The sequence below is a fragment of the Kitasatospora sp. NPDC089509 genome (assembly GCF_044749365.1).
Lineage (GTDB): Bacteria > Actinomycetota > Actinomycetes > Streptomycetales > Streptomycetaceae > Kitasatospora.
The window spans coordinates 274,550-294,883 of record NZ_JBIVHS010000006.1 but is presented as its reverse complement, the minus strand read 5'-3'; the positions used below and the strand labels follow the sequence as shown (position 1 = coordinate 294,883).

At 75.6% G+C, this 20,334-nt stretch carries 21 protein-coding genes; 13 read left to right on the top strand and 8 right to left on the bottom strand.

Annotation, left to right across the window (positions count from 1 at the left end; genetic code table 11):
- Window positions 1–74 precede the first annotated feature (74 nt).
- The 3 genes from ACIP4P_RS15875 to ACIP4P_RS15865 form a co-directional block, all read right to left on the bottom strand.
- The gene (locus ACIP4P_RS15875; RefSeq protein ID WP_350513041.1) at window positions 75–467 is read right to left on the bottom strand and encodes a cell division protein SepF; all 393 of its coding nucleotides are present in this window, start codon (window positions 465–467) and stop codon (window positions 75–77) included.
- Between the two features lie 272 nt (window positions 468–739).
- Window positions 740–1,255 carry a DinB family protein gene (locus ACIP4P_RS15870; RefSeq protein ID WP_400918422.1) on the bottom strand — a complete coding sequence of 172 codons (516 nt, stop codon included), beginning with the start codon at window positions 1,253–1,255 and terminating at the stop codon, window positions 740–742.
- Between the two features lie 104 nt (window positions 1,256–1,359).
- Window positions 1,360–2,160 carry a TVP38/TMEM64 family protein gene (locus tag ACIP4P_RS15865; RefSeq protein WP_400918419.1) on the bottom strand — a complete coding sequence of 267 codons (801 nt, stop codon included), beginning with the start codon at window positions 2,158–2,160 and terminating at the stop codon, window positions 1,360–1,362.
- Window positions 2,161–2,433: 273 nt separating this feature from the next.
- On the opposite strand from ACIP4P_RS15865, the gene ACIP4P_RS15860 reads away from it, so the two are divergent.
- From ACIP4P_RS15860 to ACIP4P_RS15850, 3 genes are all read left to right on the top strand, one after another.
- The gene (locus tag ACIP4P_RS15860) at window positions 2,434–3,693 is read left to right on the top strand and encodes a sensor histidine kinase (RefSeq protein ID WP_400918417.1); all 1,260 of its coding nucleotides are present in this window, start codon (window positions 2,434–2,436) and stop codon (window positions 3,691–3,693) included.
- The gene (locus ACIP4P_RS15855; RefSeq protein WP_400918415.1) at window positions 3,678–4,325 is read left to right on the top strand and encodes a response regulator; all 648 of its coding nucleotides are present in this window, start codon (window positions 3,678–3,680) and stop codon (window positions 4,323–4,325) included. Before ACIP4P_RS15860 ends, ACIP4P_RS15855 begins: the two co-directional genes overlap by 16 nt.
- Before the next feature lie 70 nt (window positions 4,326–4,395).
- Window positions 4,396–5,226, top strand: a complete 831-nt coding sequence (locus ACIP4P_RS15850) for a TIGR04222 domain-containing membrane protein (RefSeq protein ID WP_400918412.1) — start codon at window positions 4,396–4,398, stop codon at window positions 5,224–5,226.
- 4 nt (window positions 5,227–5,230) lie between these two features.
- Here the strand turns inward: ACIP4P_RS15850 and ACIP4P_RS15845 are convergent, their stop codons facing one another.
- Entirely contained in the window at window positions 5,231–5,770 is a 540-nt protein-coding gene (locus ACIP4P_RS15845) for a HEAT repeat domain-containing protein (protein WP_400918410.1), read from the bottom strand.
- A 61-nt stretch (window positions 5,771–5,831) separates the two neighbouring features.
- The gene (locus tag ACIP4P_RS15840) at window positions 5,832–7,070 is read right to left on the bottom strand and encodes an MFS transporter (protein ID WP_400918407.1); all 1,239 of its coding nucleotides are present in this window, start codon (window positions 7,068–7,070) and stop codon (window positions 5,832–5,834) included.
- 88 nt (window positions 7,071–7,158) lie between these two features.
- Here ACIP4P_RS15840 and ACIP4P_RS15835 point away from each other — a divergent pair, with 88 nt between their 5' ends.
- From ACIP4P_RS15835 to ACIP4P_RS15800, 8 genes are all read left to right on the top strand, one after another.
- Window positions 7,159–8,343, top strand: coding sequence for an ROK family transcriptional regulator (locus ACIP4P_RS15835; protein ID WP_400918404.1), 1,185 nt, complete (start codon window positions 7,159–7,161; stop codon window positions 8,341–8,343).
- Window positions 8,344–8,426: 83 nt separating this feature from the next.
- Window positions 8,427–8,843: a helix-turn-helix transcriptional regulator gene (locus ACIP4P_RS15830; RefSeq protein ID WP_350513050.1), complete on the top strand. Its 417-nt coding sequence runs from the start codon at window positions 8,427–8,429 to the stop codon at window positions 8,841–8,843.
- Window positions 8,844–8,903: 60 nt separating this feature from the next.
- Entirely contained in the window at window positions 8,904–9,344 is a 441-nt protein-coding gene (locus ACIP4P_RS15825) for a hypothetical protein (protein WP_400918400.1), read from the top strand.
- Entirely contained in the window at window positions 9,341–10,084 is a 744-nt protein-coding gene (locus tag ACIP4P_RS15820; protein ID WP_400918397.1) for a glycerophosphodiester phosphodiesterase, read from the top strand. Before ACIP4P_RS15825 ends, ACIP4P_RS15820 begins: the two co-directional genes overlap by 4 nt.
- The gene (locus ACIP4P_RS15815; RefSeq protein ID WP_400918395.1) at window positions 10,081–11,187 is read left to right on the top strand and encodes a winged helix DNA-binding domain-containing protein; all 1,107 of its coding nucleotides are present in this window, start codon (window positions 10,081–10,083) and stop codon (window positions 11,185–11,187) included. The genes ACIP4P_RS15820 and ACIP4P_RS15815 overlap by 4 nt, the downstream gene beginning before the upstream one ends.
- 80 nt (window positions 11,188–11,267) lie before the next feature.
- Window positions 11,268–12,350: an AI-2E family transporter gene (locus ACIP4P_RS15810; protein ID WP_400918392.1), complete on the top strand. Its 1,083-nt coding sequence runs from the start codon at window positions 11,268–11,270 to the stop codon at window positions 12,348–12,350.
- A 76-nt stretch (window positions 12,351–12,426) separates the two neighbouring features.
- The gene (locus ACIP4P_RS15805; RefSeq protein WP_350513055.1) at window positions 12,427–13,299 is read left to right on the top strand and encodes a virginiamycin B lyase; all 873 of its coding nucleotides are present in this window, start codon (window positions 12,427–12,429) and stop codon (window positions 13,297–13,299) included.
- Window positions 13,300–13,305: 6 nt separating this feature from the next.
- A complete protein-coding gene (locus tag ACIP4P_RS15800; RefSeq protein WP_400918389.1) occupies window positions 13,306–13,632 on the top strand; it encodes a hypothetical protein in 327 nt (108 codons plus the stop codon).
- On the opposite strand, the gene ACIP4P_RS15795 is transcribed toward ACIP4P_RS15800, so the two are convergent.
- The 3 genes from ACIP4P_RS15795 to ACIP4P_RS15785 are packed head-to-tail and all read right to left on the bottom strand — an operon-like array spanning window position 13,623 to window position 18,257.
- On the bottom strand, window positions 13,623–14,180 hold the full coding sequence (locus tag ACIP4P_RS15795; RefSeq protein WP_400918386.1) for a GAF domain-containing protein: 558 nt from the start codon (window positions 14,178–14,180) through the stop codon (window positions 13,623–13,625). The two genes, ACIP4P_RS15800 and ACIP4P_RS15795, sit on opposite strands and share 10 nt — an antisense overlap.
- Window positions 14,164–15,060 (bottom strand): S8 family peptidase, encoded by an 897-nt coding sequence (locus ACIP4P_RS15790; protein WP_400918383.1) that lies wholly within the window; start codon window positions 15,058–15,060, stop codon window positions 14,164–14,166. The genes ACIP4P_RS15795 and ACIP4P_RS15790 overlap by 17 nt, the downstream gene beginning before the upstream one ends.
- Window positions 15,057–18,257, bottom strand: coding sequence for an adenylate/guanylate cyclase domain-containing protein (locus ACIP4P_RS15785; protein ID WP_400918381.1), 3,201 nt, complete (start codon window positions 18,255–18,257; stop codon window positions 15,057–15,059). The genes ACIP4P_RS15790 and ACIP4P_RS15785 overlap by 4 nt, the downstream gene beginning before the upstream one ends.
- A 393-nt stretch (window positions 18,258–18,650) precedes the next feature.
- Here ACIP4P_RS15785 and ACIP4P_RS15780 point away from each other — a divergent pair, with 393 nt between their 5' ends.
- Together ACIP4P_RS15780 and ACIP4P_RS15775 are read left to right on the top strand one after the other, a co-directional pair.
- The gene (locus ACIP4P_RS15780; protein WP_400918378.1) at window positions 18,651–18,839 is read left to right on the top strand and encodes a hypothetical protein; all 189 of its coding nucleotides are present in this window, start codon (window positions 18,651–18,653) and stop codon (window positions 18,837–18,839) included.
- Between the two features lie 154 nt (window positions 18,840–18,993).
- Complete coding sequence (locus tag ACIP4P_RS15775; RefSeq protein WP_350513061.1) at window positions 18,994–20,232, top strand: MFS transporter; 1,239 nt, start codon at window positions 18,994–18,996, stop codon at window positions 20,230–20,232.
- Window positions 20,233–20,334: the final 102 nt, after the last annotated feature.

The window sequence follows — 20,334 nt, the reverse complement described above, 5'->3', positions numbered from 1 at the left end:
GGCCTCGCCGTCCGGCCTCCGGACAGCAAAAAACCGGGGACGGCGGGTGCCGTCCCCGGTCGGGGTGGAGCCGGTCAGCTCTGGTTGTAGAACCCGGTCTCGTCGAGCGGGCGGTCGATCACCATCACCTCGACGTCCGCCGGGGTGAGCAGGAAGACCCGGCGGGCGATCCGCTCGATGCCGCCCCGGGTGCCGAAGATCAGGCCGGAGGCGAAGTCGACCATCCGCTTGGCCTCGGCCTCGTTCATCTCGGTGAGGTCCATGACCACCGGGGTGCTCGCCCGGATGTGCTCACCGACCGTGCGGGCCGCCTCGAAGCCCGTCGGCCGCAGGGAGACGATCTTCGCGGGCGAGGGGACGGGAACCGTGTCCCGGTCTCCCCACTCGTCGTCGTCGTACACCGCGGCCGGGTAGTTCCCGGAGGGCATCAGCCACCCGTTGTGGTGCTCGTCGCGAAGTGCTCCCATGCCGCGCCTCCCTGCCTCGTCCCGTCCTCGTCCCCCGGGGGTGGCGTGTCCTTTTTGACACGTCATCCACTCGTCGGAACTGTCCGAGTATCGCACTGTTCACCGGTCCCGTGCCCGCTCGCGGCCCCCGTGCGAGTTGTGCCGCGTCGGAAACCCGGGGCAACCCGGGCACAAGAGAGCGACGCGGTGCGGCTCGGTACGGTTGCGCGCGTAGACCATATCGGTAGCGGTCACCGGGTAATTGACCTTCTGTCAACAATGCGGAAACGATTTCACTCGCCGGTCGAACCGTCCACCAGTTCGCGCAGCAAATCCGCGTGCCCGTTGTGCCGGGCGTACTCCTCGATCATGTGCACGAGGATCCAGCGGAGCGTCACTTCCTCGCCGCGGCGCAGCCGCTTGCCCACCGTGTCCAGCGGAAGACCGGCCGAGGCCCGGCGGGCGCCCTCGATCTCGGCGCGCCAGGTGGCGAAGTCGGCGGCGGCGTCGGCGGTGTCCACGTGGTCGAAGTCGCCGTCCGGGTCCTGCTCGGTCCAGTAGTGGCCGGTGGCGACCTCCCCGCCGAGCAGGATGCCCTGGAACCAGTGCCGTTCGACCTCGGCCATGTGCCGGACCAGGCCGAGCAGCGAGAGCGTGGACGGCGGGACGGACCGCAGCCGCAGCTGGTCGTCGGTGAGGCCAGCGCACTTGAGCGCGAGGGTGCTGCGGTGGAAGTCGAGCCAGGAGGTGAGCATGGCGGCCTCGTCGGCGGCCAGCGGCGGGTCCAGCCGCGGAGTGAGTTCGGTCATGCCGGTCATCGTCGCGCCGGGGGATTCCCGCGCGCGACCGATTTCCCGGGTGGGCCGGTGGGCCGGTGGGCCGGGTGGCCCGGTGCTCGGCGGCCGGTCGGTGCTCAGGCGGTCCGGGCCCGGCGGCGGGCCGCCGCCGCCCGCCAGAGCCCGACCAGGCTGCCCAGCACCAGCAGGGCGATCACCCCGGCGGAGACCAGGAACGCCGCCGAGCCCGGCCGGTCGGCGCTGGCCGCCGCGACGACGTACACGGCGGTGGTCGGCACCACGCCGATCGCGGTGGCGAACAGGAAGGGGAGGAAGCGCACCCCGGAGAAGGCCGCGCCGTAGTTCCCCGCCTGGAACGGCAGGCCGGGCAGCAGCCGCAGCACCAGCACGCTGCGGAAGCCCTGGTCGGTGAAGCGCTGGTCGAGGGCGCCGAGCACCTTGCCGCGCAGGTACGGCTTCAGCGCCTGGCGGCCGAGCCCCCGGCCGAGGCCGAAGGCCAGCGCGGCGCCGAGGGTGGTGCCCAGCACGGCGAGCAGCACGCCCTGCTGGATGCCCAGCAGCAGCCCGGCGAGGGCGTTCAGCGCGGGCCGGGGCACGAAGGCGAGCGTGCCGACCGCGTAGACGACGGCGAACAGCGGCGCGAACCAGTACCCGGGCATCCGGTCCGCGAGTCCGCCGGAGAGCAGCTCGGTCGGGCTCCACAGCAGCAGCGACCCGGCGCACGCCCCCAGCAGGACGACCAGCAGGCCGAAGCGCCACCAGGGCGAACGCTGCTTCGCGGGCTCGCCGGCGGCCGTCCCGGTGGCGGTCGTCCCACCGGCGGCCGTCCCGCCAGTGGCCGTCCCACCGACGGCTGGGTCGGTGACGGCCGGGTCGGTGGCGCTCGGCGCGGGGGGCGTGGTCAGGGCTGCGGACACGCGCCGAGCCTAACCGCTGCCCGGCGCGGGCCGATCGGCGGACCGGACCGGACCGGACCGGTCGGGACCGGGCCGGGGGAGCGGTCGGGCCCCGACCGGGCCGGGAGTCGACGCCGGTGATCATGATCGGCATGATGTCCGTCGACGACCCCGGGTCCGGCTGGACCCACACCCGGGTGGGGCCAACCACACTTCCCGCCCGAACGGGTCGGCCGGGGGAGCGGCGTGGTGCACAGTGGCGGCATCGACGCGGGACGGGGGTTGGGAAGGGTTATGGGGCGTTCGGGCAGGTGGGCGGCGCGGGCCGCGGTGGGATTCGTGCGGGCGTGCGCCGTCGGGGCGGTGCTCCTGGCGGTCCCGCTCTGCTGGGCGGGCGCGGCGGCGCTCGGGTGGTACTGGGGGCCGGCCAACCCGTGGTCGTGGCTGCTGCCGCTGGTCCTGGTGGTCGCCGGCACCCTCGCGCTGTGCCGCCCGGTGTGCCGGGCCGTGCGCGCCCTGGTCGCCCGCTGGGACGGCGCCGTGCTGCCCGACGGGTACCGGCAGACCCCGCCGGTGGTCCGGATGTCCACCGGGTACTGGTGGAACGGCTTCGGCTACGAGCGGACCCGGCGGGACGCGCTGATGGACCAGCGCTGGCGGGTCCGCTGGCGCGACCCCGCCAACCTGCGCGATCTGCGGTTCGTCGCGATCGCGTCGTTCGGCGCGGGCCCGGTCGCCGCGCTGCCGCCGGTCGCGCTGGCCGTCGCCGGCTACGCGCTGACCCGGCCGGAGGGGCCCGCCCGGCTGCTCGGGGCGCTCGGCCTGCCGCTGGCCGTGGGCTGCGCCCCGTACGCCTGGCGGGTGGTGGTGCCGGTGGCCGTCCGCCTCCTGCGGCCCTCCCGGGCGATGGCGCTGGCCGAGCGGGTGGCCGAGCTGACCGCCCAGCGGGCGGACGCCACGGTCGCCCAGGCCGCCGAGATCCGCCGGATCGAGCGGGACCTGCACGACGGCGCCCAGGCCCGGCTGGTGGCGCTCGGGCTGTCGCTGGCCACCGCGCAGCGGCTGGTGGAGCGCGACCCGGAGCGGGCCAAGGCGCTGATGCGGCAGGCCCAGGACGGCGCCAGGGCCTCGCTGGCCGAACTGCGCGAGCTGGTCCACGGGATCAGCCCGCCGGTGCTGACCGAACGCGGGCTGGTGGACGCCGTCCGCGCGCTGGCCCTGGACCTGCGGCTGACGGTGACCGTCGAGGCCGCCGCCCCGGTGCGGGTGGACCCGCCGATCGAGTCCGCCGTCTACTTCGGCGTCGCCGAGCTGCTCACCAACGCCGTCCGGCACGGCGGCGCGACCCGGGCGGGAGTGACCTTCCGCCAGGACGAACTCGGGCTGGTTGTCGAGGTCGAGGACGACGGCTCGGGCGGGGTCCGGGAACGGCCCGGCGGCGGGCTCGCGGGCCTGCGCCGCCGCCTGGACGCCTTCGACGGCTCCCTGGAGATCACCAGTCCGCCCGGCGGACCGACCAATGTCAGGATGACGGTGCCATGCGAATCCTCGTAGCCGAAGACCTCTACCTGCTGCGCGACGGGATGGTCCATCTGATCGAGGCCTGCGGGCACGAGGTGGTGGCCACCGCCGCCACCGGGCCCGAGACGCTCGAAGCGCTGCGGACCCACCGTCCGGACGTCTCGGTGGTCGACGTCCGGATGCCGCCGACCCAGTCCGACGAGGGACTGCGGGCCGCGCTGGAGGCGCGCCGCGAGGTGCCCGGCCTGCCGGTGCTGATCCTGTCCCAGCACGTCGAGCAGCTGTACGCGCGGGAGTTGCTGGCCGACGGCTCCGGCGGGGTCGGGTACCTGCTGAAGGAGAGCGTGTTCGACGCCGACCAGTTCATCGGCTCGCTGGAGCGGGTCGCGGCGGGCGGGACGGCGATGGACCCGGCGGTGATCGCCAAGCTGCTGTCCGCGAGCCCGCCGGAGCGCGGGCTCGGCCAGCTCACCGCGCGGGAGTACGAGGTGCTGGGGCTGATGGCCGAGGGGCTGTCCAACCAGGCGGTCGCCCGACGGCTGTTCCTCAGCGACAGCGCGATCGGCAAGTACACCACCTCGATGTTCGGCAAGCTCGGGATCGACGACGACGAGGACACCAACCGGCGGGTGCGGGCGGTGCTGGCGTACCTGAACCAGTCGTGAACCACCGCTGACACCGGGGGAGTTGCCGGGCGGGCCGGGCGTCCCCAGACTGGGTGGAGGGGGTGGCGGTGTGACGGCGTTCCTGGTGCTCTTCGTCGGCATGACGGCGTACCTGGGCTGGACGGTGCTGTGGTACCGGACGGCGCGGGCGGAGCTGTACCGGTCCGAGCGGGCCGGTGCCGGGCCGGAGTCGAAGCCGGAGTCGGGGCCGGAGCTGACGCTGACGCTGGAGGAACTGGCGGCGACGGCGGGCCACTCGGCGCAGCTGCTGCTGTACGAGGCGGTGGAGCGCGGAGCCGTGGCGGCCGGTGCGGACGGTCGCCTGACGGTCCTGGAACGGCCCGGTGGCGACGGCCTCCGCACCGCCGTACCGACCGTGGTGGAGAGCTGCCCGGGCGGCGATCTGCTCGCGGTGGAGGCCGAGTTGGGCCGACGACCGGCGCTGCGGGAGGTCCGCCGGGGGCTCGCGGAGCGCGGGCTGCTCCGCGACGAGGAGCTGCGCCGGCAGCTCAACCGGGCGGTGGAGTGGGGCGGCTGCGCCGTCCCGCTGGTCGTGGTGCTCGGAACGGTCAGTGTGATCTGGGTGGCGCGGGAGCACCACAACGTGCTGCTTCCGATCGTGGCGTTCGTGCTGCTGTCCGGGCTCGTGCTGCTGGTCGGCGAGCGGACGCTCAAGGGGGAGGACCGGCGGACCACGCCGCACGGCGAGCGGGTGCTCGTCCTGGCCCGGCGGGACCCCCGGTGGCAGGACGTGCCGGGCCGGGTCGCGCTGCGCGGCTACCACGGGCTGCCGGCGGGGCACCCGCTGAGGACCGCCTGGCGGGCCTCCCAGGCCCGGGGGCTGGCGGAGCGCCGGCGGCGGGAGGAGGACAAGGGCAACGGCGGCCTCGGCGGGGTCTGACCCACTACCCCGGTCGCGGCGCGGTCCGTCGGTGGATCGTCCCGCCGGGGGCGTACCAGCCCGCCTTCTTGCGGACCGCCGGGCTCGGGTCGCCGCCGTGGGCGGCCTCCAGGGCGGCTGCGGCGCGCGGGTCGGTGTGGGCGAACCTGCCGACCAGCTCGGCCGCCCGGGCTCGGACCGCCGGGTCGGGGTCCCCGGCCAGGTGCCGCAGCGCCGGGTCCAGCACCCGGTCGGCGCCCGGCGCGCAGGTGTCGCCCTTGCACCGGTCGCAGGCCAGGGCGTGGAACGCGGCGATCCGCACCCCGGCGTCCGGGTCGTCGGCCATCGCGATCAGCCGGTCCATGGAGTCGCTGTCGACCAGGTGGTCCAGCAGCCGGCAGCAGCCCTCCCGGACGGCCGCGCGAGGGTCGTCCAGTCCGGCCCGGATGGCGTCGAGCGCGCCCGCTCCGCGCCGGAGCAGCTCCTGGTAGGCGGCCACGGTGCGCTGGGGGTCGCCCAGGCAGGAGACCAGGGCCTGGTCGTCGGTCCGTACGAATCCGAGCATGCCGTCAGTGTGGGACCGCAACGCCCGTACGGGCAAAGGGATTTCGGGCCGGGGTCGGGGGTCACGGCCGACTCGTGGCGCAGTCCTCGGTCGGGGTGTGGGGGCGGGCCGTCGGGGCGGCGGCTTCGGTCGGGGCGTTCGGTTCGGCCCGGCGCAGTGCGCCGGCGCCCAGCAGCAGGGCGAGGGCGAGCAGGGTGACCAGGCCGAAGGAGACGGTCAGCGAGGTGGCCTGGGCGAGGGCGCCGATCACGGCGGGGGCGATCAGGCCGGAGGTGTAGGTGACGGTGGCGACGCCCGCGATGGCCTGGCTGGGGTTGCCGCCGGTCCGTCCGGCGGCGGCGAAGGCGAGCGGGACGATCACCGCGATGCCGATGCCGATCAGGGCGAAGCCCGGGACGGCCAGTGCCGGGGTGTCGGCGGCCACCACCAGCAGGCCGCCGAGGGTGGCGACGGCGCCGCTCAGCCGGGTGGTGCGGACGGCGCCGAGGCGGCGGATCACCGCATCCCCGGCCAGCCGGCTGACCGCCATGGTGAGCGCGAAGGCGGTGTAGGAGGCGGCGGCGACGGTGGCGGAGGCGTGGGTGATGTCCTTGAGGTAGACGCCGCTCCAGTCCATCGAGGCGCCCTCGGCGAACACCGCGCAGAAGCCGACCAGTCCGATCACCAGCGAGCTGCGCGGCGGCAGGGCGAAGCGCGGCGGCTCCTCCGCCTCCTCGGGGGCCCGCAGGTCCGGCAGGATCCGGCAGACCGGCTGCGCCAGGACGACCAACACGAGAGCGGTGACGGCGAGTTGGAGCCGGGCGTCGAGGGCGAGGTGGGCGGCCAGGATGCCGAAGCCGGAGGCCACCAGGCCGCCCGCGCTCCACATCCCGTGCAGCCCGGACATGATCGAGCGGCCGAGCCGCTGCTCGATCTCCACTCCCTGGGCGTTCATCGCGACGTCCGCCATGCCCGCGGTGGCGCCGTACACCAGCAGCACCGCGCACAGCGCCGGCAGCGAGGGGGCGAGCGCGGGCAGGGCGAGGGCCAGGCACCAGAGCGAGATCAGCCCGCGCACCGCCGCCCGGCCGCCGTAGCGGTGGACGAAGCGCCCGGCCAGCGGCATCGCCAGCGAGGAGCCGACGGCGGGCATCACCAGGGCGAGGCCCAGCTGTCCGGGGGAGAGGTCCAGCCGGTCCTGGAGCCACGGGATGCGGGTGACGAAGGTGCCGCTGACGGCGCCGTGCACGCCGAAGACCAGCGCGATGCCCAGTCGGGAGCGGCGGGGGTCGGCGAGTGGTTCGAGGGCATTGGCTGGCATGGGCGTTCCCTCCCGCGGATGGTCCGAACGGTTGGATAAACTATCAGGAAGGGACCCTGATAGAAACACTCTGGAAGGATGATCGGCCATGACCACCGCGCGTACGGCCACGCCGAGCACCGCCCGGGCGATCAACGACCGGCTGGCGCTCAACCTCCTGCTCGAACAGGGCCCGCTGACCGCGACCGAGCTGCGCGACCTCACCGGCCTGTCCCGGCCGACCGTCGCCGACCTGCTCGACCGCCTCCAGCGCACCGGCCTGGTCGCCCTCGTCGGCGAACGCGGCGAACAGCGGCGCGGCCCCAACGCCCGGCTCTACGCGCTGGTCGCCTCCCGGGCCCACCTCGCCGCCTTCGACGTCCGCGAAGCCGGCGTCAGCCTGGTCGTCGCCGACCTCGCCGGGCGCACCCTCGGCACCGCCGAGATCCCGGTCGACGGCGCCGGCGCCCCCGACACCGCCCCGGCGGTCGTCCGCACCCTGCTGGACACCGCCCGCGCGGCCGGCGTCGAACGGCTGCACACCGTCGCGGTCGGCGCCCCCGGCCTGGTCGACCCCGCCACCGGCCGACTGCACAGCACCGGCCAGCTCCCCGGCTGGCACGCCGAACTGCTCACCGCGCTGAGAGCACTGCCCGGCACCGACGTGATCCTGGAGAACGAGGTCAACCTGGCCGGCCGCGCCGAGTACCGGGTCGGCGCCGCCCGGGACCGCGACACCTTCGTCCTGCTGTGGCTGGGCCACAGCGTCGGCGCCGCCGTCATCCTGGACGGGCGGCTGCGCCGAGGCTTCTCCGGCGGCACCGGCGAGATCTGCTTCCTGCCCGTCCCCGGCGCCACCGGGCTGCCCAGCGCCGACAGCTGCGAGGGCGGCTTCCACGGCCTGGTCGGCAGCGCCGCGCTGTGCGCGCTCGCCCGCGCCCACGGGCTGCCCGCCGACCTGGCCGGGGACGCGCCCGCCGCCGAGGCCGCCGTCCGCGCCGCCCTCGCCGCCGGGCCGGACGGCGCGGCCTTCCTGGACGAACTGGCCGAGCGGATCGCGCTCGGCGCGGCCGCCGTCTGCGTGGTGCTCGACCCGGGCTGCGTGGTGCTCGGCGGCGAGGTCGGCCGGGCCGGCGGCGCCGAGCTGGCCGGCCGGGTGGAACGCCGACTGGCCCGGCTCTCCCCGCTGCGCACCGAGGTCCGGGCCGGAACGGCGGGCGGCGGCGCGGTGCTCGCCGGGGCGGTGCTCACCGCCGGCGACGCCGCGCGGCGGGACCTCTTCGGGGAACCCTAGATCTCTGTCGCCCTCCCCGGTACGGCAGGATGGCGGTCGGGGGGCACGTACCCCGTACCTCGAACCACCGTCAGGAGTCGCACATGGGCCAGCCCGACGTGCCGGTCAACCCGTACCGCATCGGTGAGGCGGCGGCGCTGCTCGGCGTCAGCGCGGACACCATGCGCCGCTGGGTGGACGCCGGGAAGCTCGCCGCCGTGCGGGACGAGCACGGGCACCGGATCATCCCCGGCGCCGAACTCGCGGCCTTCGCCCGGGAGTTGGCCCGGCCGGAGATCGCCGAGGCGGAGGGCCGGCCGTCCTCCGCGCGCAACCGCTTCCCCGGGATCGTCACCGAGGTGCGGCTCGGGGACGTGGCCGCGCAGGTGGAGGTCCAGGCCGGGCCGTTCCGGGTGGTGTCGCTGATCAGCCGGGAGTCGGCGGAGGAGCTGGACCTGGTGCCGGGCGCCCCCGCCACGGCGGTCATCAAGTCGACCAATGTGATGATCGAGCGGCGCTAGTCGTCCCGTACCGGCCGCACCCGTCGTACCGGCCGCACCCGTTCCTGATCGAGAGGCCCGATGACCCCTCCGAAGCTGCCGACCACCCAGGCCGCCGTCCTGGCGATCGAGGCGCTGGCCGCCCGCCACGGCCGGGCCGTCCGCGCCCAGCACGACATCGGGCGCGACCAGACCTTCGCCGGGCTGGTCGGCCAGGACGCCGGGGAGCCGGACGCCATTCCTCACGAGGCGCTGCTGGAGTTCGGCGGGACCCCGGCGACCGGCGTCCGGCTGTTCACCCACGACGAGGCCGTGGTGACCGTCGAGGGCATCGAGTTCGACGTCCCGCGCGACAGCGTCCCGGCCTTCCTGAACTCCGTCTGGTCCGACCTGGTGCACGTCAAGGCCCGGGCCTTCCCGCCCTCCACCACCCTGATCGTCACCGTCCCGGGCGAGCCCGGCTACCGCGAGGCCGTCGGCCCGCGCGACCTCACCCCCTGGCTCTCCGGAAGGATCCGATGACCACCGCCGCCGCGACCGCCACCGCCGCGACCACCCCCGCCGACCGTCGCCCGGTGCTCGCCGTCGCCCACCGGGGCGACCCCTACCGGTACCGCGAGAACACCCTGCCCTCCGTCCGGTCGGCGCTCGCCGCCGGGGCCGACGCCGTAGAGGTGGACGTCCAGCTCACCCGCGACCGGGTGCCGGTGCTGCTGCACGACACCACCCTGGAACGGCTCTGGGGCGACCCGCGGGCGATCGGCCGGGTCACCACCGAGCAGCTGGCCGAGCTGCGCCAAGGCGAACTGGCCGTCCCCACCCTGGCCGAGGCCGTCGAGGCGGTGGCCGCCGCGAACGGCCCCCGGCTGCTGATCGACCTGGACGAACCCGGCCCGGCCGCCGCCACCTGGTCCGTCGTCACCGAACTCGGCGCCGAACGGGTGGTGGCCTTCTGCGGCCCCGTCACCGCCATGCTCGCCGTGCGCGCCCTCAGCCCGGACGCCGAGATCTCGCTCACCTGGAAGCAGCCCCGGATGCCCGCCCCCGCCCTGCTGCGCGACCTGCGCCCGCGCTTCCTCAACCCGCCGTTCGGGCTGGTCACCCCCGCGTTCGTGGCCGCCGCCGCGGAGCAGGGCCTCGCCGTCTCCACCTGGACCGCCGACCTGCGCCGCACCATGCGCCGGCTGCGCGACACCGGGGCCGCCTCCATCACCAGCAACCGGATCTCCGTGCTGCGCACGGTGCTGGACGGCCGCCGGTGACCGAACCGTCGCCGGTGCTGGGACGGCGGGCGCTCGGCCGGGCCCTGCTGGCCCGTCAGCACCTGCTCGCCCGCACCGACCTGACGCCCGCCGCACTCCTCCACCACCTCGGCGGCCTCCAGGCCCAGGCCGCACCCCAGCCGCCGTACCTCGGGCTGCTCTCCCGGCTGGACGGCTTCACCCCGGACGGGCTGAGCACCCTGCTGGAGCAGCGGGCGGCGGTCCGGATCGCGCTCCAGCGCGGCACCATCCACCTGGTCACCGCCGAGGACTGCCGGACGCTGCGCCCGCTGCTCCAGCCCGTCCTGGACCAGGCGCTGACCACCACCTACGGCAAGCGGCTGGCCGGGCTCGACCTCGCCGCGCTGGCCGCTGAGGCGCGGACCCTGGTCGAGGCCGAGCCGCGCACCTTCCAGCAGCTCGGCGCGCTACTGGCGGCGGGTCGCCCGGAACGCGATCCGGCGGCGCTCGCCCAGGCCGCACGCTGCCTGCTGCCGCTGGTCCAGGTGCCGCCGCGCGGACTGTGGGGGCGCACCGGGCCGGCCGCCCACACCACCGCCGAGGCCTGGCTCGGCCGACCGCTCGACCCCGCGCCCGCCGCCGCGCCGGACGCCCTGGTGCTGCGCTACCTCGCCGCCTTCGGCCCGGCGAGCGCGGCCGACCTGCGCAAGTGGTCCGGCCTCGGCGGGCTCGCCCCGGTGCTGAAGCGGCTGACGCCGCAGTTGCTGACCTTCCGGGACGAGCGGGGCCGGCTGCTGTACGACCTGCCGGAGGCGCCCCGGCCCGCTCCGGACACCCCGGCGCCGGTGCGGCTGGTCGCGCCGTTCGACAACCTGCTGCTCTCGCACGCCGACCGCGGCCGGGTGCTGCCGGAGGAGTACAAGGAGCGGGTGATGACGGTGAACGGGCTGGTGGCCGGCACCCTGCTGGTGGACGGGCTGGTCGCGGGGACGTGGCAGCTGACCGGCGCGGCGGAGGTCGTGGTGCGGCCGTTCGGGCGGCTGGCGCGGGCCGAGCGGGAGGCGGCGGAGGCCGAGGCGCGGCGGGTGCTGGCCTTCGCGGGCGGGGGCGGCGAGGTGCGGTTCGAGGGGGACGCCCGCTAGGCGCACGACGGGCGGATCGTCAGGTTCTCTGCTGAGCTGGGTCGGTTGGGACCCAACGACGATCCCCGGCGGAGGTTGCCGTGTCCGTGGAGCGCCCGCCCGGTGGGCGGCCCGACCACCGCAGGCCGTACCTGATGCTGCCGCCCGCCGTGCGGCAGGCGGCGGCCTGGTCGGTGGCGGTGATCCTGCTGATCACCGTCGGCTCGCTGGTGGTCTTCGCGCTGGTCGAGCTGCGGGCGGCGACGGTGCCGTTCATCCTCGCCCTGCTCGGCGCCTCGCTGCTCTACCCGGTGGTGCCCTGGATGGTCCGGCGCGGGGTCGGCCGGAGCCTGGCGGCCGCGCTGACCTGCGTGCTGCTGGTGGCGGCGGTGGCCGGGGTGATCGTGCTGCTGGTCAACTCCCTGGTGCACAGCGCCCCGCAGATCGCCGCCTCGCTGCCGACCGCGGGGCGGCGGCTGGCCGACTGGCTGGGGCCGTTCGGCGCGAAGATCGAGCACGCGCTGACCAACGCCAAGGGCGAGACCAACTCGCTGGTCTCCACCCTGACCAACGGCGTGCTGTCCGGACTCGGCCTGCTCACCCAGGTGATCACCGGCGGGGTGCTGGCGCTGGCCCTGGTCTTCTTCTTCCTGCGCGACGGCCACCGCACCGGCGACGCCATCCGTTCCTACCTGCCCGGCCGCGGCGCCGACACCGTCGTGGCCTGCGCCGAACGGGCCTTCGACGCGATGGCCGGCTTCATGCGCGGCACCACCCTGATCGCGCTGATCGACGCGGCCTTCATCACCGTCGGGCTGCTCGCGCTGGGCGTCCCAGGTGCGCCGGGCCTGGGCGCGCTGGTGTTCATGGGGGCGTACATCCCGTTCGTCGGCGCCTTCCTGTCCGGGACGGTGGCGGTGCTGGTGGCCCTGGCCGACGGCGGGCTGGGGACGGCGCTGTGGGCGCTCGGGGTGGTGCTGACGGTGCAGATGATCGAGGGCAACATCCTGCAGCCGATGATCCAGAGCCGGACGGTGGAGCTGCACCCGGCGACCATCATGGTCGCGGTGGTGGCCGGTTCGGGCATCGCGGGCATCATCGGGGCGCTGCTGGCGGTGCCGGTGTGCGCGGCGGGGATGGGCGTGATCTCGGTGCTCCGGGGCGTGGCGAACGGGGGGACGTGAAACCGGTTGCCCTCGGCGGGTGGGCGTGACAGCATCACTAATGCGACAAGGTTCGCGATAGTAGCGAGGGGTGGGCATGGAACTGTTCGACGTGGCCGAGCGGGGGGCCAGGCCGTACGGGATCACGGTGGGGCCGGACGGCGGGATGTGGTTCACGCTCATCAACACCGGCGAGATCGGACGGCTGGCCGCGGACGGGACGGTGCGGCGCTTCGACCTGGGACGGCCGCGGTGCGCACCGTCGGTGATCACCGTCGGGCCGGACCGGGCGCTCTGGTTCACCGAACTGAACGCCGGCGCGATCGGCCGGATCACCCTGGACGGGCAGGCCACCTCGTTTCCGCTGTCCGGCCCGGGCGTCGGGCCGGGCGGGATCACCACGGGGCCGGACGGGGCGCTCTGGTTCACCGAGCTCAACGTCGACCTGGTCGGACGGATCACGGTGGACGGCGAGGTGACGGAGTACCCGCTGCCGGTGACCGGGGCGTTCCCCGCCCTGATCACCGCCGGGGCGGACGGCGCGCTGTGGTGCACGCTCAACCAGGCGGACGCGGTGGCGCGGGTGAGCCTCCAGGGCGAGGTGACCGTCCACCGGCTCCCCACCGAGGGGACGGCGCCGGTCGGCATCACCGCCGGGCCGGACGGGGCGCTCTGGTACGTCGGGATCGGCGGCGGGCTGGTCGGGCGGATCACGGTGGACGGGCGGGTGACCGAATACCCGCTGGCCGACCGGTCCGCCAGACCGCACGCGATCACCGCGGGCCCGGACGGGCGACTCTGGTTCACCGAGTGGGGCTCGGGCCGGATCGGCGTGCTGGACCCGGACGGGCGGCTGGACGGCCACCCGATCCCCGGCGCGGACGCCGAGCCGCACGGGATCGCGGTCGGCCCCGACGGGGCGGTGTACGCGGCGCTGGAGCGCGGCCAGATCGCCCGGCTGGCGGGCTGAGCCGCCGTGCCGGGGCAGCGGGCCCGCAGGCGCAAGCGCGACGAGGAGCGGCGGCGGCGGCAGGAGCGGCGGGCCGCCGTCGAGGCCACCGCCGGGCCGTGGGAGGTGCTGTTCAGCACCCAGGACCCGGCGGAGCACCGGGCCTTCGTACGGCAGCTGCACGAAGGCGGGCTCCCCGAGGACGTCGAGCTGGCCTGCGACATGCTCTGCGGGCGGCTGGTGCGGCCGACCTGGTACCAGGTGCGGATGCGCCGCCTGAACGACAGGCCTCAGGACGCCCGGGGGGCTCAGGACGTCCGGGGGCCTCAGGACGCCCAGGAGCCTCAGGGCTGACGCCGCAGCAGCTCCTCCAGGTCGGCCAGCAGGCCGAGCGCGGCCGCCCGGTCCGGCACCGGCCGTGGGGCCGGGGAGCGCTCGGCGACCACCCGCAGGGCGGCCGCCGCCTGCCGGGCGAACATCGCCAGCAGGTCCAGCTCGGTCAGGCCCGCGCGGGCCTGCGGGGCCGGGTCCAGCACCTCCAGCACGCCGAGCACCCGGTCGCCGTGGGTGAGCGGGGCGGCCATCAGGGAGTTCGGGACGTAGGCGGTCGACTCGGCGAAGGCCCGGTCGAAGGTGCGGTCGGCGGCCAGGTCGTCCACCACCATCGGCTCGCCGGAGGCGGCCACCCAGCCCGCGATGCCCCGGCCGGCCGGGAAGCGGCGGCCGACCAGGGACTCCTCGCCGCGCCCGGAGACGGCCCGGAAGACCAACTCGCCGGACGCCTCGTCGAGCAGGCAGACCGAGCCCGCCTGGGCGCCGAAGATCGCCCGGGCGACGTCCACCACGGACTGCAGCAGCTCGCGGGCGAGCGGGTCGACGGCGGGGTCAGTGCTGAGGGTCATCGGACGCCTCCGGGGTGGGGGTGGACGGGACCTGGACGTTGGCCGCGGTGAGGTAGAGCGCGCTCTTCAACTGGAAGGTGGTCAGCCGCGGCCGCCGGGACAGGATGCGGGCGCAGAGCCCGGCCACGTACGGGGTCGCGAAGCTGTTGCCGGTGGTGCGGATGGTGGCGCCGCCGAGCCAGGGCACCCGGACGTTCTGGCCGGGGGCGAAGAACTCGACCGGCGGCGCCGGGTTGTAGAGGTGCAGCTCCGGGTCCGCCTCCTGGTGGCTGCCCACCGAGATGACCGAGGAGAACCGCCAGGGGAAGCTCTCCACCGGGGTGTTGTGGGCGGAGGCGACGATCGCGGTGCGGGCGAAGTAGGCGTCGTCGGCGATCGCGTGCAGCTCCTCCAGGAAGCGGGTCCGGGTGGTGGAGAGACTGAGGTTGATCACGTCGAAGCCCTGCCGGACGGCCCAGCGCAGCCCGGCGATCAGCATGTCGCCGGTGCCGGTGAACCGCTCGCCGAGCACCCGGACGCTGTACAGCTCGCAGTCCGGGGCGGTGCGGCGGATGATGCCCGCGCAGGCGGTGCCGTGGCCGCAGGCGTCGCCGACCGTGTCGGGGCGGACGGCCAGCTCCCGGGTGACCGGGTCCCGGACCACCGCCCAGGAGCCGTTCAGCGGGCCGATCAGCGGATGGTCGGGCTCGATGCCGGAGTCCACCACGCACACCCGCACGCCCCGGCCGGTGCCGCCGGCGTGGTCGCCCTGCGGGGCGTGCTGGTCCGCCGGGTCGCGCCGGTCCTTCAGGTCGTACCGGTCCACCAGGTCGGCCAGCACCGGCAGTTCGTCGCTGCGGCGCTCCCGTAGGCTCCAGGTCAGGCCCGCCGGGGCGGTCATCGCCCGCCGCCCAGCCGCTCGGCCCGGCGCACGCCCGGCAGGTGGCCCTTGGCCGCGAAGCGGTCCCGGGCGGTCGCGGCGGCCACCGCGGCCTCGGCGGGCCGGTCGAGCAGCAGCAGGGCGTGCGCCCGGTCCAGCGCGGTCAGCGCCTGGAGCAGCACCGACTCGGTGGCCCCGGCGGCCCGCAGGGCGCGCTCGGTCAGCTCCAGCGCGGCTTCGGACTCGCCCCGGGTCGCCGCCAACCGGCCGCGCAGCGAGTCCAGTTCGACGGCCAGCACGGGCGGCAGCGCGGCGGCCGCGTCCACGCCGTCCAGGTGCCGGGCGGCCTGGGCCGGGCGGTCGGTGTCCAGCAGGACGCGGGCGGTGGTCAGGGCCAGCCGCGGCAGCGGGGCGGCGCTGCCCTGGCGGCGGGCGATCTCGGCGGCGTCGGCCAGCAGGTCCAGGGCGTGGGCGGTCAGGCCGGTGGCGGCCGCGGCCTGGGCGGTCAGCGCGGGCAGCGAGACCATCGCCTCGGCCAGCGACAGTTCGCCCGCCAGCCCGTTGGCCTCGGCGAGCAGCAGCTCGGCCTCGTCCGGACGGTCGCGCAGGGCGAGCAGGACCGCCAGCGGGCCGTTCAGCGCCACGCGGACGGTGCGCCGGCCGGTGCCGTGCTCGGCGAGCAGGGCACGCAGCCGGAACGTCGCGCCGGCGGCGGGCTCGGGGCCGGCCAGCAGCGAGGCGGCCAGCGCCGCCAGTACCGCGGCGCGGTCCAACTCGGCGTCGGTGCCGGAGACTTCGTCGAGCGCCTGGTCGAGCAGCCGCTCGGCCTCGGTGTGCCGGCCGGCCAACAGGTGCTCCTCGGCCAGCCGCAGCCGGGCGCGGGCCAGGCCGAGGGCGTCACCGCTGTCGGTGAACAGCGGCAGCACGGCGCGGGCGGTGGCGGCGGGCTGCTCCGGCCCGGGCGGCAGACCCCGGGCGGCCAGCGCGAGGCGGGCGTGCGCGGCGTCCAGCGGATCGGCGGCGGCCTCCCGCACCTGGGCCAGCACCGGGAGCGCCTCGTCGGCGCGGCCGAGCGCCAGCCGGGTCTCACCGAGGCGGCGCAGCACCGGGCCGGCGGTGCGCTCGTTGGGGTAGTGCAGCCGGACCGAGCGCTCCAACAGGTCGGCGGCCTTGAGCAGTTCGGCGCCCGCGAGGGCGCGGGCCCCGGCGGCGCCGAGGGCGGCGGCGGCCCGGGTGCGCAGGGTGTCCGTGCGGGCGTCCAGCAGGCCCAGTTCGAGCCGGTAGCGGTGGGCGCGCTCCAGGTGGCCGCCGACGGCGGCGTCTCCGGCGGCCCGGACGGCGGGGAGGTCGGCGGCGCGCTCGTGGCGCTCGGCGCGGGCCCGCTTGGACATCGACTGGTAGACGGACTCCTGGACCAGGCCGCTGCTGAACCGGTAGCCGGTGGTGGGCGGTTCGGAGCTGCGGGGTGGGGTGATGCCGTCGGTCGGCTCGATCAGGCGGCGGTCGGCCAGTCGGGCCAGTGCGGCGTGCATTCGGGGCGGGGTGGTGTCGCCGGTGCCGGGCGGGGTGCTGGGCAGGCCGTCGATCGGGCCGGTGAACACGTCGTCCTCGGGGTCGGCGAAGGCGTCCTGATCGGTGCCGCCGTGGGCGAGTTCGGCGAGCTCGGCGGCGGTGAAGACGCGACCGAGGACGGCGGCGAGGTCCAGGGTGGTGCGCTCGTCCCGCTCCAGGCCGTCGATCTGGGCACTGAGCAACGCCCTTCCGGTGGGCGGGAGTTCGTCGGGGAGGGCGGGGCCGTTCAGCCCGTCGGCCTCGGTGAGGGCGGCGAGCAGCTCCTCCAGGTGCAGCGGATTGCCCTCGGCGCGCTCCAGCAGCCGGGTCGGCACCGCGTCCTGGTGGGCGCTCAGCTCGGTCAACTGGGCGGCCAGCAGGGCGGATTCGTCCCAGGACAGGCCGCCGACCGGGAGGACCGGCAACTCCGGGCGAGCGGAGAGGAGTTCCGGCCGGGACAGGCAGAGCAGCAGTACCGGCGCCGGGCCGAGTGCGGCGATCAGCCGCTCGGCGGCGTCCAGCAGGACGGGGCCGGCCCACTGGCAGTCGTCCAGCACCAGCACGGCCGGACGCTCGACGGTGCGGCCGCGCAGGATGGCGGCCAGTTGGGCCAGGGAGCGGTCGAGGGGGCGGGGGGTGGTGAGGTCGGTGCCGGTTGTGGTTGTGCTTGTGGGCTCGGACACGGCGTCGGCGAGGCGGGTCAGGGCCTCGGCCGGGGCGGCGGCGCCGGGCTCGTCCAGCAGGGTCCGGACCGCCTCGGACAGCGGTGCCAGCACACCCTGCTCGCCGAAGCTGCGGCAGCGACCGGTGCCGCTGCGCGCGGTGTGCCGGGCCGAGCGCTCGCGCCACTCGCGCACCAGCCGGGTCTTGCCGATCCCGGCCTCGCCGACCACCAGCAGCAGTTCGGCCCCGCCACCGCCGGCCACCCGAGCCAACGCGGCGTCCAGGGCGTCGAGTTCGCTCTCCCGACCGACCAGTGGAACATCGAAGCGGCGAAGCAGCTCCGGGTCGTCCTCGTCCAGGCCGACCAGTCGGTAGGCGGTGACCGGTTCGACCTTGCCCTTCAGCTGCAGCGGCCCCACCTCGTCCACCTGGGCGGCCGGGCCCGCCGCGCGCAGCGTCTGCGGGCCGATCAGCACCTGGCCGGGGGCGGCCCGGGTCTGCAGCCGGGCCGCGATGTTCACCGTCTCGCCGGAGATCAGCGCCTGACGTGCCGAGGCGTCCGAACCCGCCACCACCTGGCCGGTGTTGACCCCGATCCGGACGTCCAGCCGGACCCCGAGCGTGGCGTCCAGCTCGGCGTTGAGGTCCTCCAGGTCCTCCAGCATGGCCAGGGCCGCGGCCAGCGCCCGGTGGGCGTCGTCCTCGCGGATCACCGGCACGCCGAAGACGGCCATCACCGCGTCCCCGATGAACTTCTCCAAGGTGCCGCCGTGCGCCTCGATCTGGCGGTGCATCCGCTCGAAGTAGCGCAGGATCACCTCGCGCAGGGTCTCCGGGTCGAGCGCGCCGGAGAGGGCGGTGGAGTCGACCAGATCGCAGAAGACCACGGTGACCAGCTTGCGTTCCTCGGCCGCCAGGTCGAGGGCGGTCGCCCGGGGGGCGCCGCAGGCAGGGCAGAACTGGTCATTGGTGCTGGCGAGTTGGGCGCATTGTGGGCACGGCATAGTGGGAGTCCTTCGATAGTCCTTCGCGGTGCGGTGCGGAGCGATCGGCCGGGCGGCGGTGGTGGTCGGACGGCGGTGGTGGTCGGGCGGCGTGGTCGGTGCCCGTCGGGGTGGGTGTGCGGGCGTGCCCGGCCAGGGTCGCCGGGCCGGCTTCGAGTCCGGTTCGGAGACGGTGTGCGGGCGGTATGGCCGCAGGTCGGAGCGGGGAGCGGGCGGGCGACGGCGGGTGCGGGGGGCGGCGCGATGCTGCCGGCACCGGCGCCGACCTGCGGCCATACCGGTGGCCAACCGTTTCCCGGGCGATCCGCAGCCCGGCCTGCCTAGGGTGGGCCGCCGCGACGGACGGCCGGCCCTCGCGGCTTCGACAGCCCACGTACCGAAGGGAGTTCCACCATGGCCGAGAACATCGAGAACATGGAGCAGAACATCGAGGAGCCGAGCGGCGAGGAGAGTGCGGAGGTCGAGGCGCACGCCGCCAACGTGCTGGACCTCCAGGCGCTCAAGGTCCTCCAGGCCGCCTCGGACGGCAACTGCTTCAGCATCGTCAGCTACGTCAACTCCGCCGAGACCTCGGCCTCCTGAGCTGCGGCAGGTGAGTGACCCCGGCACGGGGGCGGTCGCACCGCCGCCCCCGGCCGTCGGTCCGGTCCGGTCCGGTCCGTTTGCTCCGGTACCGGCGCTGTGGACTCCGTATGAGCATCCCCCGGAACACCCCCCCCGAGCATGGAGGACGGCCATGGCTGCCACCCCCGCGGCGGGGCCCGCTCCGCTCGCCCGCAACCGGGACTTCCGGCTGCTCTGGGTCGGCGGCCTGCTGGCCTCGCTCGGCTCCCAACTCGCGTCGATCGCCCTGCCGTTGCTCGTCCTGCGGGAGACCGGCTCGCCCGCCCGGGCGGGCGCCATCGGCACCGTCTCGGTCGGCGCGCTGCTGCTCAGCATGCTGCCCGGCGGTGTGCTCGCCGACCGGATCGAACGCCGCCGGCTGATGCGGCTGTGCGACGTCGGCAGCCTGCTCGCCGTCACCGCCCTCGTCCTCGCCGTGCTCCACGGGCACGCCCCGCTGGTCCTCGTCCTGCTGGTCGCCGCCGCCGGGGCCCTCATCGCCAGCACCTACGGGCCCGCCGCCGGCGGCCTGCTGCGCGCGGTGGTGCCACGCGAACAGGTCCGCGAGGCCTCCTCCCGGATGCAGGCGCGCGGCGCCGCCGCCCGGCTGGTCGGACCGCTCGGCGGCGGTGCGCTGTTCGCCTGGCACCCGGTGCTGCCGTTCCTCGCCGAAGGCGTCGGCCTGTTCCTCTCCACCGTCTGCGTGGCGCTGATGCGCACCCGCTCGGTGCCCGAGACCAAGGCCGGAGCGGTGTTCAGCCGCAGCGAGCTGACCGCCGGGATCGCCTTCATCTGGCGGCAGCCGTACCTGCGGACACTGCTGCTGATCTTCGGCCTCGGGATGAACTTCGCGTTCAGCGCGCTGATGTTCACCACCCTCGCCGTCGCCTCCGACGGCGGGCACTCCGGCGTGGGCGGCGGCACGGTGGTCTCCTGCACCGCCGCCGGCGCGCTGGCCGGGGCGCTGCTCGCCCCGCGACTGGACGCCCGGGCGCGCGACGGCAGCCTGGTGGCGCTGGCCTGCTGGGCGTCCGCGCTGACCGCCGGGGTCCTGGTGCTCACCCGGGCGCCGGTGCTGATCGGGCTGCTGTGCGCGGTCTGCATGTGCCTGTCCACCGTCGCCAGCATCGGTTTCGTCTCCGGCATGCTGCTCGCCGCCCCGCCGGACCGGATCGGCCGGGTGCAGAGCGCGGCCGGTTTCCTGTCGACCCTGGTGCAGCCCTTCGGCCCGCTGGTCGGCGGTGCACTGCTCGGCGCCCTCGGCGGCACCCGGAGCTTCGCCCTGCTGGCGCTCGCCATCGCGCTCTGCGCGGCCGTGGTGACCTGGGCGCCACCGGTGCGGCGGGGGCCGGTGGCGGTCCCGGCGGGCTGAGCCCGGCAGGGCGGGTTCGGCAGGGTGAGGAAGGGCGCGGCCGGGCGCCGGTGGGACTCCGTGTGACGACTCAGGGAAAGCGTGACGACTCAGGGAAGGGGG

Excerpts from the sequence above, each read along its gene's own strand:
- ACIP4P_RS15830 (WP_350513050.1), top strand. The coding sequence starts at position 8,427 with ATGGGCCAGCCCGACGTGCCGGTCAACCCGTACCGCATCGGTGAGGCG.
- ACIP4P_RS15840 (WP_400918407.1), bottom strand. The coding sequence starts at position 7,070 with ATGCCAGCCAATGCCCTCGAACCACTCGCCGACCCCCGCCGCTCCCGA.
- ACIP4P_RS15860 (WP_400918417.1), top strand. The coding sequence starts at position 2,434 with ATGGGGCGTTCGGGCAGGTGGGCGGCGCGGGCCGCGGTGGGATTCGTG.
- ACIP4P_RS15825 (WP_400918400.1), top strand. The coding sequence starts at position 8,904 with ATGACCCCTCCGAAGCTGCCGACCACCCAGGCCGCCGTCCTGGCGATC.
- ACIP4P_RS15835 (WP_400918404.1), top strand. The coding sequence starts at position 7,159 with ATGACCACCGCGCGTACGGCCACGCCGAGCACCGCCCGGGCGATCAAC.
- ACIP4P_RS15785 (WP_400918381.1), bottom strand. The coding sequence starts at position 18,257 with ATGCCGTGCCCACAATGCGCCCAACTCGCCAGCACCAATGACCAGTTC.
- ACIP4P_RS15855 (WP_400918415.1), top strand. The coding sequence starts at position 3,678 with ATGCGAATCCTCGTAGCCGAAGACCTCTACCTGCTGCGCGACGGGATG.
- ACIP4P_RS15845 (WP_400918410.1), bottom strand. The coding sequence starts at position 5,770 with ATGCTCGGATTCGTACGGACCGACGACCAGGCCCTGGTCTCCTGCCTG.
- ACIP4P_RS15795 (WP_400918386.1), bottom strand. The coding sequence starts at position 14,180 with ATGACCCTCAGCACTGACCCCGCCGTCGACCCGCTCGCCCGCGAGCTG.
- ACIP4P_RS15820 (WP_400918397.1), top strand. The coding sequence starts at position 9,341 with ATGACCACCGCCGCCGCGACCGCCACCGCCGCGACCACCCCCGCCGAC.
- ACIP4P_RS15870 (WP_400918422.1), bottom strand. The coding sequence starts at position 1,255 with ATGACCGAACTCACTCCGCGGCTGGACCCGCCGCTGGCCGCCGACGAG.
- ACIP4P_RS15875 (WP_350513041.1), bottom strand. The coding sequence starts at position 467 with ATGGGAGCACTTCGCGACGAGCACCACAACGGGTGGCTGATGCCCTCC.
- ACIP4P_RS15790 (WP_400918383.1), bottom strand. The coding sequence starts at position 15,060 with ATGACCGCCCCGGCGGGCCTGACCTGGAGCCTACGGGAGCGCCGCAGC.
- ACIP4P_RS15780 (WP_400918378.1), top strand. The coding sequence starts at position 18,651 with ATGGCCGAGAACATCGAGAACATGGAGCAGAACATCGAGGAGCCGAGC.
- ACIP4P_RS15805 (WP_350513055.1), top strand. The coding sequence starts at position 12,427 with ATGGAACTGTTCGACGTGGCCGAGCGGGGGGCCAGGCCGTACGGGATC.
- ACIP4P_RS15775 (WP_350513061.1), top strand. The coding sequence starts at position 18,994 with ATGGCTGCCACCCCCGCGGCGGGGCCCGCTCCGCTCGCCCGCAACCGG.